The 15,484-nt window shown below is 64.4% G+C and carries 10 protein-coding genes; all 10 read right to left on the reverse strand.

The window, feature by feature from the left end; all coding sequences use genetic code 11:
• Nucleotides 1-4: 4 nt before the first annotated feature.
• Entirely contained in the window at nucleotides 5-484 is a 480-nt protein-coding gene (locus tag BMZ70_RS18260) for a MarR family winged helix-turn-helix transcriptional regulator (protein ID WP_092278056.1), read from the reverse strand.
• Nucleotides 471-2,771: a bifunctional salicylyl-CoA 5-hydroxylase/oxidoreductase gene (locus BMZ70_RS18265; RefSeq protein ID WP_092278058.1), complete on the reverse strand. Its 2,301-nt coding sequence runs from the start codon at nucleotides 2,769-2,771 to the stop codon at nucleotides 471-473. The genes BMZ70_RS18260 and BMZ70_RS18265 overlap by 14 nt, the downstream gene beginning before the upstream one ends.
• Before the next feature lies 1 nt (nucleotide 2,772).
• The gene (locus BMZ70_RS18270; RefSeq protein ID WP_092278060.1) at nucleotides 2,773-4,389 is read right to left on the reverse strand and encodes an AMP-binding protein; all 1,617 of its coding nucleotides are present in this window, start codon (nucleotides 4,387-4,389) and stop codon (nucleotides 2,773-2,775) included.
• Nucleotides 4,390-4,469: 80 nt separating this feature from the next.
• Nucleotides 4,470-5,183, reverse strand: coding sequence for a response regulator (locus BMZ70_RS18275; RefSeq protein WP_092278062.1), 714 nt, complete (start codon nucleotides 5,181-5,183; stop codon nucleotides 4,470-4,472).
• 79 nt (nucleotides 5,184-5,262) lie between these two features.
• Nucleotides 5,263-10,176: a two-component regulator propeller domain-containing protein gene (locus tag BMZ70_RS18280; RefSeq protein WP_092278064.1), complete on the reverse strand. Its 4,914-nt coding sequence runs from the start codon at nucleotides 10,174-10,176 to the stop codon at nucleotides 5,263-5,265.
• Nucleotides 10,177-10,179: 3 nt separating this feature from the next.
• Nucleotides 10,180-11,355: a patatin-like phospholipase family protein gene (locus tag BMZ70_RS18285; RefSeq protein ID WP_092278066.1), complete on the reverse strand. Its 1,176-nt coding sequence runs from the start codon at nucleotides 11,353-11,355 to the stop codon at nucleotides 10,180-10,182.
• A gap of 62 nt (nucleotides 11,356-11,417) precedes the next feature.
• The gene (locus BMZ70_RS18290) at nucleotides 11,418-12,431 is read right to left on the reverse strand and encodes an acyltransferase family protein (protein WP_092278068.1); all 1,014 of its coding nucleotides are present in this window, start codon (nucleotides 12,429-12,431) and stop codon (nucleotides 11,418-11,420) included.
• Nucleotides 12,432-12,512: 81 nt separating this feature from the next.
• Nucleotides 12,513-14,285, reverse strand: a complete 1,773-nt coding sequence (gene ggt, locus BMZ70_RS18295) for a gamma-glutamyltransferase (protein ID WP_092278070.1) — start codon at nucleotides 14,283-14,285, stop codon at nucleotides 12,513-12,515.
• A 15-nt stretch (nucleotides 14,286-14,300) separates the two neighbouring features.
• Nucleotides 14,301-14,642, reverse strand: a complete 342-nt coding sequence (locus BMZ70_RS18300) for an SMR family transporter (RefSeq protein ID WP_165403617.1) — start codon at nucleotides 14,640-14,642, stop codon at nucleotides 14,301-14,303.
• 25 nt (nucleotides 14,643-14,667) lie between these two features.
• Nucleotides 14,668-15,426: an SDR family NAD(P)-dependent oxidoreductase gene (locus BMZ70_RS18305; RefSeq protein WP_092278074.1), complete on the reverse strand. Its 759-nt coding sequence runs from the start codon at nucleotides 15,424-15,426 to the stop codon at nucleotides 14,668-14,670.
• Nucleotides 15,427-15,484: the final 58 nt, after the last annotated feature.

The raw sequence follows: 15,484 nt of genomic DNA on the forward strand, positions 1-15,484 counted from the left end.
TTCCTTATTTCAAATGCTGCTTCATGGTCGACAGCATGTCGATCAGTTTGGCCTTGTCGGCGCTGGAGATGTCTTGCAACAGCTCTTCGATCCAGCTTTCGTGTTCGGCCGCCATCGTGGCGAAGGCTTTGCGGCCGGCCGCCGTCAGCTTGACGCTGTAGGCGCGGCCATCCTTCGGATCGGGCACGCGCACCACCAGCTTTTCCTGTTCCAGCTGGTCGGTGATGCCGGTGATGTTACCGCCGGTGACCATCATGCGCTTGGACAGTTCGCCCATGCGCAGACCTTGCGGATAGCGTTCCAGCTGCGCCATCAAATCGAAGCGCGGCAGCGTGATGCCAAAGCTGGCGCGCAGCCGGCTACGGATTTCGTTCTCGATCTTGACAGTGCAGGACAACATGCGCAGCCACAGCTTCAGCGACTGGTGGTGGTCTTGCGTCAGGCGGCTGGCGAGGTCCAGCTGTTCTTCTTCATCTTCCATCATTTCCTCTGGCGAGATTTCTTTCCATTTGCTGTTTGCCGGGCAGGTACTGCTTCGGCCACGCGACCGCCGTATAGCCGATGCGCGCCGCTTCCGCCAGCGTCCATGCGGGGTTGGCGAGATGTGGCCGCCCCACCGCGCACAAATCGGCGCGGCCGGCAGCGATGATGCTGTTGGCGTGATCCGCTTCGTAAATCGAACCGACGGCGATGGCGCCGATGCCTGCCTCGTTGCGGATGCGGTCCGCGAACGGCGTCTGGAACATGCGGCCATACACCGGTTTCTCAAGCTTGCTCACCTGGCCCGATGAGCAGTCGATCATGTCGGCGCCGGCGGCTTTGAACATTCTGGCGATTTGCACCGCGTCGTCAGGCGTGATGCCGCCTTCCACCCAGTCGTGGGCCGAGATGCGCACGCTCATCGGCTTATGCTGCGGCCATGCGGCACGCATGGCGGCGAACACACGCAGCGGATAGCGGCAGCGGTTTTCAAGACTTCCGCCATAGTCGTCGCCGCGCTGGTTGGTCAGCGGCGAGATGAAGGACGACAGCAGATAGCCGTGGGCGCAGTGCAGTTCCAGCCAGTCGAAGCCTGCTTCATCGGCGGCCTGCGTGGCGCGCACGAAGTCAGCTTGTATGCGGTCCATGTCTTCGACCGTCATTTGGCGGGCGGTTTGCGAGAGGCCTCGCAGGTATTGCTGCGGCGAGGCGGAGAACAGCGGCCAGTTGTCCTTGTCCAGCGGCTTGTCGATGCCGTCCCACATGGCGCGCGTGGAGCCTTTGGCGCCGGCGTGGCCGAGTTGCAGCGCGATGGCGGCGTCGCTGTGCTGGTGGACGAAATCGACGATGCGCCTCCATGCCTGCGTGTGCTCGGGCGCGTACATGCCGGGGCAGTATGGCGTGATGCGGGCATCGGCCGAGACACAGGTCATTTCGGCGAACACCAGCCCCGCGCCGCCCAGCGCGCGCGCGCCGAGGTGGGCCAGATGGTAGTCGCCAGCCACGCCGTCAACGGCGCTGTACTGCGCCATCGGAGAGACGGCGATACGGTTCTTCAGCGTGAGGCCGCGCACTTTCAGCGGCGTGAACATCGGCGGTGGCGCGGCGGCGAGCGCAGTCCCGGCTTGCGCAGCGGCGCGTTGGGCGAACCAGCGTTCATAGCCGTCCACGTAGGCCGCGTCTCGCAGGCGCAGGTTTTCGTGCGACAGGCGCTGGCTGCGCGTCAGCATGGAGTAGGCAAACTGCGGCGCCTCCATCGCCGTGTAGCGCTCGACGTTCTCGAACCACTCCATCGAATTGCGCGCCGCGCTTTGCAGCTTGAGCACTTCCACCGCGCGCACTTCTTCATACGCCGCCAGCGCATTGACCGCATCGGCGTGCTGGCCGAAGCAGCGCGCCAGTTCAATCGCATCTTCCAGCGCCAGCTTGGTGCCGGAGCCGATCGAGTAATGCGCGCTGTGCGCCGCATCGCCCATCAGCACCACCGGCACCTTGCCATCCCAATGCACCCACTTGCCGCATACGATGCGCGGGAAGGTAATCCACATCGCCGAGCCGCGCAGGTGGCTGGCATTGGACATCAGCGTATGGCCGTCCAGCTGTTCGGCAAACAAGCGCTCGCAGAACGCGATCGATTCTTCCTGCGACATATTGTCCAACCCCGACGCGCGCCACACTGCCTCCGGCGTTTCGACGATGAAGGTCGAGGTATCGGCGTTGTACTGGTAGATGTGGGCCTGGAACCAGCCGTGCTCCGTCTGTTTGAAGGCAAAGGTGAAGGCGTCGAACTTCTTGCGCGTGCCGAGCCACACAAAGCGGCAGCGGCGCGGCTCGATCATCGGCTGGTAGCTGTCGGCATAGCGCGTTCGCACGCGGCTATTCAGGCCGTCCGAAGCGATCACCAGGTCCGCACCATACTGCGCATAGTCGGTCAGTTCCGTTTCGAACACCAGCTCCACGCCCAACTCTTCGCAGCGATGCTGCAAAATGTTGAGCAGATGCTTGCGGCCGATGCCGCAGAAGCCGTGACCGCCCGACGTCACCTTCTCGCCCTTGAAGAACACATCGATATCGTCCCAATGATTGAACGACTCCTCGATGGCCTGCGCGGTCGGCGCATCGGCTTCCGCCAGGTTGCCCAGCGTCTGGTCGGAGAACACCACGCCCCAGCCAAACGTATCGTAGGGGCGATTGCGCTCCACCACCGTGATCTGGTGGGACGGATCCTGTTTTTTCATCAGCAGCGCGAAATACAATCCCGCCGGGCCGCCGCCTATGCAAAGTATCTTCATATCATTCAGTACGCAGTTTGAAGCGCTGCAGCTTGCCGGTTTCGGTGCGCGGCAAGGTATTCAGGAACTTCACCGAGCGCGGATATTTGTACGGCGCGATCTGCGCCTTCACAAAATCCTGCAGCTGCACCGCCAGTTCCGCCGATTGCTCAAAGCCGGGACGCAGCACCACATGCGCCTCGACGATCTGCCCGCGTTCCTCGTCCGCCTTGCCGATCACACCGCACTCCGCCACCGCCGGATGGCGCAGCAGCGCGTCCTCGACCTCCGGCCCGGCGATGTTGTAGCCGGCCGAAATAATCATATCGTCGGTGCGCGAGCGGTAGTAGAAATAGCCGTCCGCATCCATCTCGTACGCATCGCCGGTCAGGTTCCAGCCGTTCAGCACATAATCGCGCTGGCGTTCATCGGCCAGGTAGCGGCAGCCGGTCGGCCCTTTCACCGCCAGCCTGCCGATCACGCCCGGCCCTACCGGTTTCCCTTCCAGATCCAGCACGCAGGCCTGGTAGCCCGGCACCGGCTTGCCGGTGGCGCCGGGCCGCACCTGATCGCCCGATGCGGAAATAAAAATGTGCAGCAGTTCGGTCGCGCCTATGCCGTCGATCATCACCAGCCCCGTAGCCTGGCGCCAGCTTTCGCGCGTGGCCAGCGGCAGCGTTTCGCCCGCCGACACGCTTTTTTTCAAGCTGCTGATATCGTACTGCCCCGCCATGCCGGCCATTTGCCGGTACGAGGTAGGCGCAGTAAAGCATATCGTGGCGCGGTACGTCTCTATCGCTTTCAGCAGGGTTTCCGGCGTCAGCTTTTCCAGCAGCACCGCCGTCGCACCCACGCGCAGCGGGAACAGCAGCAGGCCACCGAGGCCGAAAGTAAAGGCCAGCGGCGGCGTGCCGATGAACACATCGCTGCGCTCCGATTTCAGCACCGAACGCGGGAAGCAATCGCAAATCACCATCACGTCGCGATGGAAATGCATGGTGCCCTTCGGTATGCCGGTGGTGCCCGAGGTGAAGCTGATCAGGCACACATCATCGGCCGCCGTGTCGACCGCGTCGAAGTGCGTGGGCTGCGTGGCCATCGCCGCCTCCAGCGCATCCACCGCCCCCGCCTCGCCGCCGAACCACAGCGTGTTGGCGCGCGCCGCCTGCGGCAGCGGCGTCGCTTCCAGTTCCGCGCGCAGATTGTCTGCGCACAGTACCGCATTCACCTGCGCCTTGTTGGCGATGGCGCCCAGCTCGCGCGCGCGCAGCAGCGGCATGGTCGGCACGGCGATCAGGCCGGCCTTGATCACCGCCAGCACGCAGGCCGCCATCATGGGCGTGTTCGCCCCGCGCAGCAGCACGCGGTTGCCGGCGTCCAGTTGCATTGGGCCGCGCAGCACGCGGGCGATGCGGTCCACCTGCTCGCGCAGCTGGGCATAAGTCCAGTCGCCGATGGCGCCGCGCAGCGCAACCTGCGCCGGCGCGCCGGCAGCCAGCAATTCAGCCGCGCAGTTCAGGCGCGGCGGGTACTGCAATTCGGGCAGGTCGAAGCATAATTCCGGCCACAATTCCAGCGGCGGCAAATGCTCGCGCGCGAAATGGTCGGTATAGGCGCTGGCTGCGAAAGGTCGGTTCATGATCGCCCTGAAGTTGAAAGTCGAAAGAAATCCGCTGCACCGCAGATACTTTAAACTTAAACTATCTCAACATCAAGTGTTTATGCTGCTTCCTGTCGCACCAGCCCCGCTTGGTGGGTGACGGCGCGCACCACGTCCGACAGCACGGCTTGCACCGTTTCGTTGGACAGCTGGCCGGGCGCGATGCCCTTCAGGGCGGCGGCCGCGCCGTGCAGCCCAAGCGTAACGCAGCCCGCGTGCAGGCGATCGATACGCACCTGCGCCTCCGGCTGCTGGCCGTTGGCCAGCATGACTTGCAGCTCGCCCGCCGCCGCAGTCAGCTGGTTCTGGAAACCGCTCAGGTAGACCAGCAGGCGCTCGCTGTTGATGCCGAGCCGGCGCAAGGTATCGGCCGGCGCTTCGGCCTGGTGTTCGTAGCCATTGGCAGCCTGGTCGAGGAAATCCACCAGGTGCGCGCGTATGTGCTCGGCCTGGAATGGCTTGACGATATGGCCCGCTGCGCCGAACTTGGCGGCCTCCTGCACCGTGACTTGATCGTTGGCAGAGGTGACCAGCACGAACGGCATGCTGCTGATTTCAGCGTGCGCTTTCACACGCTGCAGCAGCTCCATGCCGGACAGGCGCGGCATGCGCAAGTCGCAAAAGCAGATCGCGGGACGCAAGCCGTCTTCCAGCTGCTGCCAGGCATCGGCGCCGTCTTCCGCCTCAACGATGTCAAAACTGCCGCAGCTATCGATCAGGTGCATCAGCACCATGCGCGAGACGACATCATCGTCCACTACCAGAACTTTCATGTGGCTCCCTGTGTCGTTTTGTGATGATCTTACCTTATTCACCACGACTTGCAATGTCCTGCACAAGAAAGATTGCGCCTTACAGCGTGCTAGCCGCCCTGACCTGTTCCAATAAACGCCGCAGTTGCGGCATCGCCGATTCCACCTGCTGCCAGTTGCCCTGGTCCGCCTCCATCTCCAGGTCGCCGCACAGCGCCTGCAGTTCCTGCTCTTCCAGATAGCCGGCGCTGCCCTTCATGCCGTGCAGCAGACGGCTGGCCACTTCGCGGTCGCGGTCCAGCAGCGCCAGTTCCAGGTCCGCCAGCCGCATCGGCGCATCCTGGTTGAAAACCGAACGCAAACGGGCTTTCAGATCGCTAGCGCCGCCGCTATGCTGCGCCAGGCGCGAGGTTTCCAGCGCCGCCGGCGCCACGCCGAACATGGAATCCAGCTCCGGCGTACCCAGCGCCGGATTGCGGCGCGGCTGCATACGCGGCAGCTGGAAGCCGCGCTGCAACTGGCGTTCAATCGCACGGCTCAGCTGGAAGTGCAGCTTGTCCTCGTCGATCGGCTTGGTGAGGAAATCGTCCATGCCGGAGGCCAGGTAGCGGCTGCGGTCTTCCTCGCTGGCGTTGGCGGTCAGCGCGATGATCATCAGTTCCTGGTCGCGCACCGGCGCGCCATCCGGGCCGCCGGACCGGATCAGGCGCGTGGCGCTGGCGCCGTCCATCTCCGGCATGCGGCCGTCCATCAGGATCAGGTCATAGCGCGTCAGCGAGCAGGCTTTCACGGCCAGCGCGCCGTTGGCGGCGATATCCACCTTGTGGCCCAGGTCTTCCAGCATCATGCGGATGATGATCTGGTTGGTCGGGAAGTCTTCCGCGCACAGCACCTTGAGCTGGTGGCTGTGCGGTTCGCGCGGCACGTGCTGCACCACCGGCGGCGCCACGCCGTTCGGCAGCGGCAGTTCGAACATGAACACGCTGCCCTGGCCGGGCGCGCTGACGGCGTTGATGCTGCCGCCCATCAGCTCCACCAACTGGCGGCAGATCGCCAGTCCCAATCCGGTGCCACCGTAGCGGCGGGTGGTGGAGGCGTCGGCCTGCTCGAACTGCTGGAACAGGCGCGGGATGGCGTCGGCCTCAATGCCGATACCGGTGTCGCTGACGCTGAAGCGGATGCGGTTATGCTCGCCCTCATTGGCCACACGATCCACGCGCATCCTGACCGAACCCTCTTGCGTGAACTTGAAGGCGTTGCCGACCAAATTCACCAGCACCTGCCGCAGGCGCGTAGGATCGCCCACCACGAACTGCGGCAGGCTTTCGTCAAACTCCAGCGAGAAGCCGACGCTATGCGCCGCCGCCTGTTCTTCAAACAGGCTGACCACATTCTCCACCGCGGCCGGCAGCGAGAAGTCGATGTTCTCGATGGTCAGCTTGCCCGCCTCGATCTTGGAAAAGTCCAGCAGGTCGTTAATGATGGACAGCAGCGACTGCGCATTGGCCTGGCCGCGCAAAATCTGTTCGCGCGTGCCGGACGCCATGTGCGGATCACGCAGCGCGAAGCCCAGCATGCCGATCACGCCGGCCAGCGGGGTGCGCATCTCGTGGCTCATATTGGCCAGGAATTCGGACTTCTGGCGAGTGGCGTCTTCCGCCTTCTGCTTGGCGTAGCGCAGCCGCTCCTCGTTGTCCTGCAAGGCGCGGTTGGCCAGCGCCAGCTCTTCGGTGTGCAGGCGCACCTGGCGTTCCTGCGCCAGCAGCTGGTCCTGCGTCTGGCGCAGGGTTTGCAGCGTATCTTCCAGCTGCTGGTAGGCGCGCGCGTTTTCCAGGCCGGCCGCCGCGTGCGAGGCCAGCGTCTGCAGCATGTCCATGTGCACACGCTGGTAGGCGTTGCGCTCCGTGCTCTGCACGCACAGCAGCCCGACCACGCGGTCGCTGATGATCAGCGGCGCATACATCATCGAATGGGCCACCGCCACCGGCATGCCATCCTCGCGCACGCAGGGCACCAGCGAGGCCAGACCGGAATCGTCCATGTAGTCGCGGTATTCCTTGTGGAAGTCATTGATGAAGATCGGCTTGCGATGCGCGAGGCACCACACCGCCAGCTGGTTCGGCTGGTCCATGCGGCGCTGGTACGGCAAGGTGCGCACGCCCCCCTCGATGGCGAACGGGAAGTCGATCACGCCCGCTTCCTCGTGCACGAAGCCGATGCCGAAGATCTGCGCGTTCATCAGGTGGTTGACGTGGCGGTACAGCGTCTGCATGGCGGTTTCCATGTCCAGCGAGGCGCTCATCTCGCGGCCCAGTTCACTCAGCACCGAGATATTGCGGTGGGCCTGCTCCACTTCTTCCTTCTGGCGTTCGGTGTCGATGCGGCGCTGCTCGGCCTCGGCGCGCTGCGCTTCCGCTTCCAGGCGGCGGCGCTCCAGTTCATGCTTTTGCTGCTGCAGTTGCTGGTTCTTGTATTCGACTTCCGCCGTGCGCGAGCCGACCAGATGTTCCAGCCGCCACTGCTGGTGGCGCAAGGCGCGCACCCGCGCGTGGTAGGCGGCGTAAGCGGCACCGGCGGCGATCAGCGCCATCAGGCTGCGGAACCACCAGGTCTTCCAGAACGGCGGCTGGATGGTGATTTCCAGCGTGGCCGCGTTGTCGTTCCAGATGCCGTCCTTGTTGGCGGCCTTCACGCGGAACACGTACTTGCCAGGATCGAGGTTGGTGTAGGTGGCGAAGCGCTTGGTGGAATCGGTCACCACCCAGTCTTCGTCGAAGCCCTGCAGCTGGTAGGCGAAGCGGTTGCGCTGCGGCGCGGCGTAGTGCAAGGCCGCGAACTCCAGCGAGAACACGGAGTCCGCTTCCAGCAGCGTCAGGGCGCCGGTGTGTTCGATGGCGGTTTTCAGCACCTCGCCATGCTCGCCCTGCCCCGGCTTGAGCGACTTGTTGAAGATCTGGAAGTCGGTGATCGCCACCGTCGGCGCCACGCTGTTCTCGCGCACCTCGGCCGGCGAGAACGCCGTGATGCCGTTGAAGCCGCCGAAGTACAGCGTGCCGTCCGGCGTGCGCAAGGCCGCGCCGTCGAAGTAAGCGCCTTCGATGGTGCCGTCGGCGCCGCTGTAGTTGCGCACCAGTCCCGTCTCGATATTCAGGCGCGACAGGCCGCTGTTGGTGCTCATCCAGAGATTGCCCGCATCGTCCGGCAGGATGGAGGCGATGGCGTCGTCGGCGATGCCGTCCTTGCGCAGGTAGCGGCGGAATTTCACGCTGCCGTCGGCGCTCACCTCCATCTTGTTCAGGCCCGCCGCCGTGCCGACCCACAGCGCGCCGCGCGCATCTTCGTACAGGTAGTGCACCTCGTCGTGACTGAGGCTGTGCGGATCGTTGGGGTCGCGCCGGAAGTGGCGGAACTTGCCGCTCTTGCGGTCCAGCAGATCGAGGCCGTTGAAGGTGCCGATCCACAGCTGGCCGCTGCGGTCTTCGAGGATGGGCCGTACCACGTTGTCGGACAGGCTGGCCGGATCGGCCGGATCATGACGGAAGGTGCGCGACTCCAGCGTGTTCGGATCGAGCCGGTGCAAGCCGCCGCGCGAGGCGATCCACAGTACGCCATTGCGGTCGCCGACGATGTTGCGGATAGTGTCGCTGGCCGGGTCGCCGCGCACGAACGACAGCGAGCGGATCGCACCGGTGGCCACGTTCAGATGATTGACGCCGGCCGGCCCGCCCAGCCAGATGTTGCCGTTCTTCTCGCGCCACAGCGTGGTCACCTGGTCGTCGCTGATGCTGTTGGCGTCGCGCGGATTGTGACGCCACACTTTGCTCTCGCCGCTCGCCGGATCATACAGATTCAGGCCGCCGCTGCTGGCCAGCCACAGCTTGCCGCGGCCATCGGGCACGATGCTGCGGATCTTGTTGTCCGACAGGGAGTTGGGCTGGTCGGCCTGGCGCACGATGCGCGCGAAGCCGCCGCTGCCCATGTCGACCCGGCTGACGCCATCGTTCCAGGTGCCGACCCAGAAGGTGCCGACGCGGTCGCGGTACATGGCCGAGATCTGGTTATCGGCCACGCTGTGGGTATCGCTGACCTGATGGCGGTACTGCACCAGCCTTTCCTCCGACGGCAGCCAGCGGAACAAGCCGTCGGCCAGCGAGCCTACCCAAAGGTTGGCTTCCGCATCCTCGTACAAGGTAGTGATGCTGACGCCGGGCCGCAAGCCTTCGCGCGCGCCGAGGCGGCGGCGCTGCGGTTCGCTGCCCAGCAGGCGCCATTGTTCCAGGCCGGCCTGCGTGCCCACCCACAGCGTCTGCGCGCTGTCGGTCTGCAGCGCGATCACGGAGTTGAACTTGCTGTCGCCGCTGGCGTCGATGGTGTAATGCTGGAAGCGGGTGCCGCCCGGCGGCAGCATATCGAGACCCGATGCGGTGCCGACCCACAGGCGACCGGCCGCGTCGCGCGCCAGCGCGTTCACGTGGTCGTTGGCCAGGCTGCCGGCATCGGCCGGGTCATGGTGCCAGCTGGTGAAGCGCTTGCTGACCGGGTCGAGGTGATGCAGGCCGTCGGCGGTGGCGACCCACAGGCCGCCCAGGCCATCGTCGGCAATCGCCCGCACGTGGCGGTTGCCGTTGCCGCGCTGCGCCGATTCGCGCGGCAGGAAATGGGTGAAGGTCTTGCTGGCCGAATCGTAGCGATCCAGCCCGCCGTCGGTGCCGACCCACAACTGGCCGGAGCGGTCGAGGTGCAGCACGCGCACCCAGTTGTCGGCCAGGCTGCGCGGATCGGAAACCGCGCTTTTATAAGTGATGGTGCGGTAGCCGTCGTAGCGCGTCAGGCCGGCCTGGGTGCCGAGCCAGATGAAGCCCTGCTTGTCCTGCGCAATGGCCAGCACGGTTTCCTGCGCCAGCCCGTGCTCGACGCTGAGCTGTTCGAAGCGCAGGGTGCGCGGCGGCGCGCCGGCCACTGCGGCGGCGTGCCACAGCAACAGCAGGGACAGGAGATAGCTAAAACCGCGCATGCATCAGGATTCGAAGAAGGCCAGTACATCGCTCTTGCGCGCATGGGTGTCGCGCTGGCCGAGGCGAATTAACTCGCAGGTGTAGGAGGATTCAAACAGCAGGTAGGAGGCCAGCGCCGCACCGCGCGCTTCCGTCGCGCCGATGCCGGACAACATGGTGCGGATCGGCGCCGGCAGGCTGGAGATGTGGCGGGTGGCGATGTCGTCCAGCCGTTCGGACGGCGCGATCACCAGCAGCTGGATCGGCTTGAGCGGCGTCTTTTCCAGATACTCCGGCGGCAGCATGGACAGCGTCTTGTTGACGCGCTCCAGCCGTTCGATATCAACCGCCAGCGAATCGAGGAAGATCGACGACATGGCATGGCCGGCGATCTGCGCCAGGCTCGGATAGCGCGCCGAGTTTTTCTCGGCGGCGCTGCGCGGCGGCTCGGTCAGGCGTCCCGCACCCACCACCAGCACCTTGTCGGCGCCGAGGTGGATCGCCGGCGAGATCGGCGCCAGCTGGCGCATCGAGCCGTCGCCGCAGTATTCGCGGTGGCCGCCCATGTACAGCGGCGTGGCCGGGAAGATGAACGGAATCGCCGACGACGCCAGCAAGTGCTCGACGCCGATCTGGTCCTGCAGCGCCACGCGCTGCATGCGGATCCACGGCGCGATATCGGCGGCGGTCTGGTAAAAGGTCAGGTGATTGCCGGCGGTGTAGGAGGACGCAGTCACGGCCAGCGCATGCAGCAGGCCTTCGGACAGCACGGCGTCGAGGCGCGGCAAATCGAGCATGCGGTGCAGCAGGCCGACCAGCGGCGTGTTGTCGAGCAGGGAGGCCGGCGGCGCGGCGCGCCATTTGCGCAGCAGCCAGCCGAACGACAACAGCGACAGCCAGCGCGCGCCGGAGCGGATCACGCCCAGCGAATCGGCGCGATAGACTTCTTCCACACGGATGTTCTGCCAGACGTCGAGCAGCTTTTGCACACCCTCGCCGAAGTTGTCGGCACGGCAGGCCAGCGCCGTGGCGTTGATCGCGCCGGCCGAAGTGCCGCAGATGATTTCAAAGGGATTGCGGGCCGGCGGCCAGCCCTCTTCCCACAGAATCTCCGATATCGCCTGTAACACGCCGACCTGATAAGCGGCGCGGGCGCCGCCCCCGGTCAGGATCAGGCCTGTTTTCTTTTGAATTCCCATCTTGCAAGATTAGCAGGGTATCTGCTATTTGAGGAGGGCCTACCGCCGCATCTCGCGCTATATCAGGAAATATGTTCGCGCAAGACAGCCGCTTTGCGGGCATTTTGTCCAAATACAGCAGCGCCCCCCCCCATACCAAACCAACGCTCTGCGCGCAGCCGGTAAATGGCGTAGTAAGCGAGCAATGGAAGCGCCAGCCCGGCCGACACTCCCAGGAGCACATGGATGGTCAGGCTTGTGACTTCCAACTTGATCAAGAAAATGCGCATTCCGGCTGTCGCTAGCACATGGGCCAGATAAATCGGCATCGACGCCAGCCCCAGAAGTTCAATGCTACGACCAAACGCATTCTCCGGCAGCAGATAGGACAGCAGCAGCAGCAGCAGGATGCCCAAGAAAGCTGAACATAGCGCCGTCGGCGCGTTATAGCCGCCCAACCTGGACGCCACGACAATCGTCACAGCCAGTCCGATGCCACATGCCGCCACGCCTTCAAGGCTGGACAATTGGACGACTATATTTTTCAGATAGGGCTGAAGGAAGCCACCAAGCGCGTAAAACGGGAAGAAGATCAGGAAGTTAGACAGCACCCCCAGCGAACCGGCGGTGTATAGGCCCACAGGATAAGCTACCAGCGCAAAAATGCCGATTCTGACCATATCCCCTCGTGTCATCCAGGCAAACACATGACACAGGAACATGGCATAGAGGAACCAGAACTGTGACATCGGCCTCCAGATGATAGACACCAAATCGTCGACAGAAACGCCGTGGTTAGTGGTCCCACTCAACATCACCTGGATGCCGCCTTGCAGCAGGGACCAGAGGAAATAAGGATAGACGATGGTGCTCAGCTTGCTTTGCAAAAAGCGGCCCTTGGTCAGGCTATACTGCACATTCATTCCTGCCAGCAGAAAAAACAGCGGCATATGGAAGGTGTAGATGGCAAAATCACTGAAGATAATGGGATGAGATTCCGGCACCAGCCCAGCGACCATCAAGCCTCTGAGCACGTGGCCGTACACCACCAGAATGATGCCGATCCCCCGAGCCCTGTCCCATAGTCCTTCGCGCATACCACCCTCACTGCATTTTTCCAGCACAACACATTACTGCAAAAATAAAAATATTACAACACCAATGTATTATTCGTCAACTCAGTCTCCCAGAACGACACCTTCGCGGCGCGGATCGGCGCCGCCGAACCATTCTTCCTTGCCGTTGATGGTGCGGCGCTGGATGCCCTGCAGGCCGGAATTCTGGTCGTATTCGCGGATATCGTGGCCGCGCGCCTTCAACTGTTCCACCACGCTGCGGCTGACGCGCCCTGCTTCGAGCTCGGTCGGGCCGTTGCGGCTGCCGATGTTGGGCAGGCTGATGGCCTGCTGCACGTCAAGACCCCAGTCCAGCGTCCCGACCAGCACCTTGGCCACGTAGTTGATGATGGTCGAGCCGCCCGGCGAACCGGTGGCCAGCACCAGCTTGCGCGTGCCCTTGTCGAACACCAGCGTCGGCGACATGGCGCTGCGCGGACGCTTGCCCGGCTGGACGCGGTTGGCGATCGGGCCGTTGGCGTCCTGCGAATCGAAGGAGAAATCGGTCAGCTGGTTGTTCAGCATGAAGCCGTCCACCATCTGGCGCGCGCCGAAGGCGTCTTCCACCGAAGTGGTCATCGACAGGCCGCCGCCGTAGGCGTCCACCGCCACCAGGTGCGAAGTGGACGGCTTGTCGATCGCGGTGTCGGCGCCCCAGGCCACCTGCATGCTGTCCGGCGTGCCGTACTTCGCGGTGCCCATCGACTGCTCGCCGATCAGCGCCGCGCGCTGTTTCAGGTAGCCCTTGTCCAGCATGGCGCTCACGCCCTTGCCGGGCAGCGGCACGAAGTCGGTGTCGGCCACGTAGCGGTTGCGGTCCGCGTAGGCCAGCCGGCCCGCTTCGCTGAACAGGTGGATGCCTTGCGCCGTCAGCTGGCCGTTCACCGGCTTGTACGGGCTGATGTCCTTGTTCTCCAAAATGCCCAGCATCTGCGCGATGGCGATGCCGCCCGACGATGGCGGCGGCGCGCCGCACACGGTCCACTTCTTGTAATCGCTGCAGACAGGATCGCGCTCCTTGGCCTGATAGCCGGCGATATCGGCGGCGGTCAGCTTGCCGGGATTGGTCGGATGCGAGGCCACCTTGGCGGCGATGTCCTGCGCGATGCGGCCCTTGTAGAACGCATCGGCGCCGCCGTCGGCGATTTCGCGCAGCGTACGCGCCAGCTCTGGATTCTTCAGCACATAGCCGACCGGGCGCGGTTTGCCTTCGGCATCGAGGAAGTAAGCGCGCGCCACCGGATCGCGCGACAGATACTTATCCCACGACAGCAGCGCATTCAAACGCGGGCTGACGGCAAAGCCGTTTTCCGCCAGCTGGATGGCGGGCTGGAACAGGGTTTTCCACGGCAGCTTGCCGTGCTGCTTGTGCGCCAGTTCCAGCATGCGCAGCACGCCGGGCGCGCCGGTCGAGCGGCCGCCGACCACGCCCGTTTCGCGCGACACCGGCTTGCCGTCCTTGTCCTGGAACAGGTGTTCGTCGGCAGCGGCGGGCGCGGTTTCGCGGCCGTCATAGGATTGCACCCGCTTGCCATCGCTGTACAGCAGGAAGGAGCCGCCGCCGATGCCGGACGATTGCGGCTCCACCAGCGTCAGCACCATCTGCACCGCGATGGCCGCATCGACCGCGCTGCCTCCCTGCTTCAGCATCTGGTAGCCGGCCTGCGTGGCCAGTGGATTGGCGGCGGCCACCATGAATTTTTGCGCGGACTTGCCGGCCTTCTCGGCGTAGCCGGTGGCGATTTCCGGCGCGTGGTCCGGCGTGGCGCGTTGCGCATGGGCGGGTAGCGCGCCCAGCAAAGCGATGCCCAGCGCGATAATCTTCAAACGATGCATGGATACTCCAGGAATTTAACGGGACACCACGAACGCGCCGGCAGCGATCAGCAGCAGTCCGAGGATTTTCATCGGCGTCAGCGCTTCGTGCAGCAGCTGTGCGCCGAGCAGCGTCACCATCGCAATGGTGACGGCGGTCATGAAGGGATAGGCGATGCTGATTTCCAGCCTGGCCAGCGCAAAGGAATAGCACACAAAACCCAGCACGTAGGTGCCGCCTGCGCCGCCCAGCCAGGCGAGGCGCGCGAGGCTGATGCCGGCGCCGGCCTGGCTGGACATCTTGATCAGGAAGGTGGCGGCGGCGCTGGCGACCGACGCCAGCACCAGCCAGAGATAACCTGCGATTGTTGGGTTCATTCGCAGATTATACCGTTCGTTGTATTTACTTGGGCTGCATGCGGATCGCGCCGTCGAGGCGGATGGTTTCACCATTCAGCATGGCGTTTTCGATGATGGCCTTGGCCAGCTGCGCGTATTCGGCCGGCTTGCCCAGGCGCGGCGGGAACGGCACCATCGCACCCAGCGCGTCCTGCACTTCCTGCGGCATGGCCGACAACATCGGCGTTTCGAAAATGCCCGGCGCGATGGTCATCACGCGGATGCCGTTGCGCGACAGGTCGCGCGCCATCGGCAAGGTCAGGCCGGCCACGGCGGCCTTGGAGGCGGCGTAGGCGGCCTGGCCGATCTGGCCATCGAAGGCGGCCACCGAGGCGGTGTTGATGATGACGCCGCGCTCGCCGGTTTCCAGCGGCGCGTTCTTGCTCATCGCATCGGCCGCCAGGCGCGACATATTGAAGGTGCCGATCAGGTTGATGCTGACCACACGCTGGAACAGGTCCAGCGGATGCGGGCCGTCCTTGCCAACCGTCTTGGCGGCCGGCGCCACGCCGGCGCAGTTAATCACGCCGCGCAGCGTGCCTTGCGCCAGCGCTGCAGCCACCACGGCCTGGCCGTCGGTTTCCGAGGTGACGTCGCACTTGACGAATACCGCGCCCAGTTCGGCCGCCAGCGCCTGGCCGGCTTCGGCCTGCACGTCTGCCAGCACCACTTTGCCGCCCTGCGCCACGATCATGCGCGCCGTGCCCGCGCCCAGGCCCGACGCACCGCCGGTGATGATGAATACGCTGTCTTTGATTTGCATTCTTGTCTCCAGATTTATTTAACGTTTACGTAAACGTCACATACGAATTTTACCCTGT

The sequence above is a fragment of the Duganella sp. CF402 genome (assembly GCF_900109645.1).
Lineage (GTDB): Bacteria > Pseudomonadota > Gammaproteobacteria > Burkholderiales > Burkholderiaceae_D > Rugamonas.

Coding starts and splice junctions, on each gene's coding strand:
- BMZ70_RS18260 (WP_092278056.1), bottom strand. CDS start 484: ATGATGGAAGATGAAGAAGAACAGCTGGACCTCGCCAGCCGCCTGACG.
- BMZ70_RS18265 (WP_092278058.1), bottom strand. CDS start 2,771: ATGAAGATACTTTGCATAGGCGGCGGCCCGGCGGGATTGTATTTCGCG.
- BMZ70_RS18270 (WP_092278060.1), bottom strand. CDS start 4,389: ATGAACCGACCTTTCGCAGCCAGCGCCTATACCGACCATTTCGCGCGC.
- BMZ70_RS18275 (WP_092278062.1), bottom strand. CDS start 5,183: ATGAAAGTTCTGGTAGTGGACGATGATGTCGTCTCGCGCATGGTGCTG.
- BMZ70_RS18280 (WP_092278064.1), bottom strand. CDS start 10,176: ATGCGCGGTTTTAGCTATCTCCTGTCCCTGCTGTTGCTGTGGCACGCC.
- BMZ70_RS18285 (WP_092278066.1), bottom strand. CDS start 11,355: ATGGGAATTCAAAAGAAAACAGGCCTGATCCTGACCGGGGGCGGCGCC.
- BMZ70_RS18290 (WP_092278068.1), bottom strand. CDS start 12,431: ATGCGCGAAGGACTATGGGACAGGGCTCGGGGGATCGGCATCATTCTG.
- ggt (WP_092278070.1), bottom strand. CDS start 14,285: ATGCATCGTTTGAAGATTATCGCGCTGGGCATCGCTTTGCTGGGCGCG.
- BMZ70_RS18300 (WP_165403617.1), bottom strand. CDS start 14,642: ATGAACCCAACAATCGCAGGTTATCTCTGGCTGGTGCTGGCGTCGGTC.
- BMZ70_RS18305 (WP_092278074.1), bottom strand. CDS start 15,426: ATGCAAATCAAAGACAGCGTATTCATCATCACCGGCGGTGCGTCGGGC.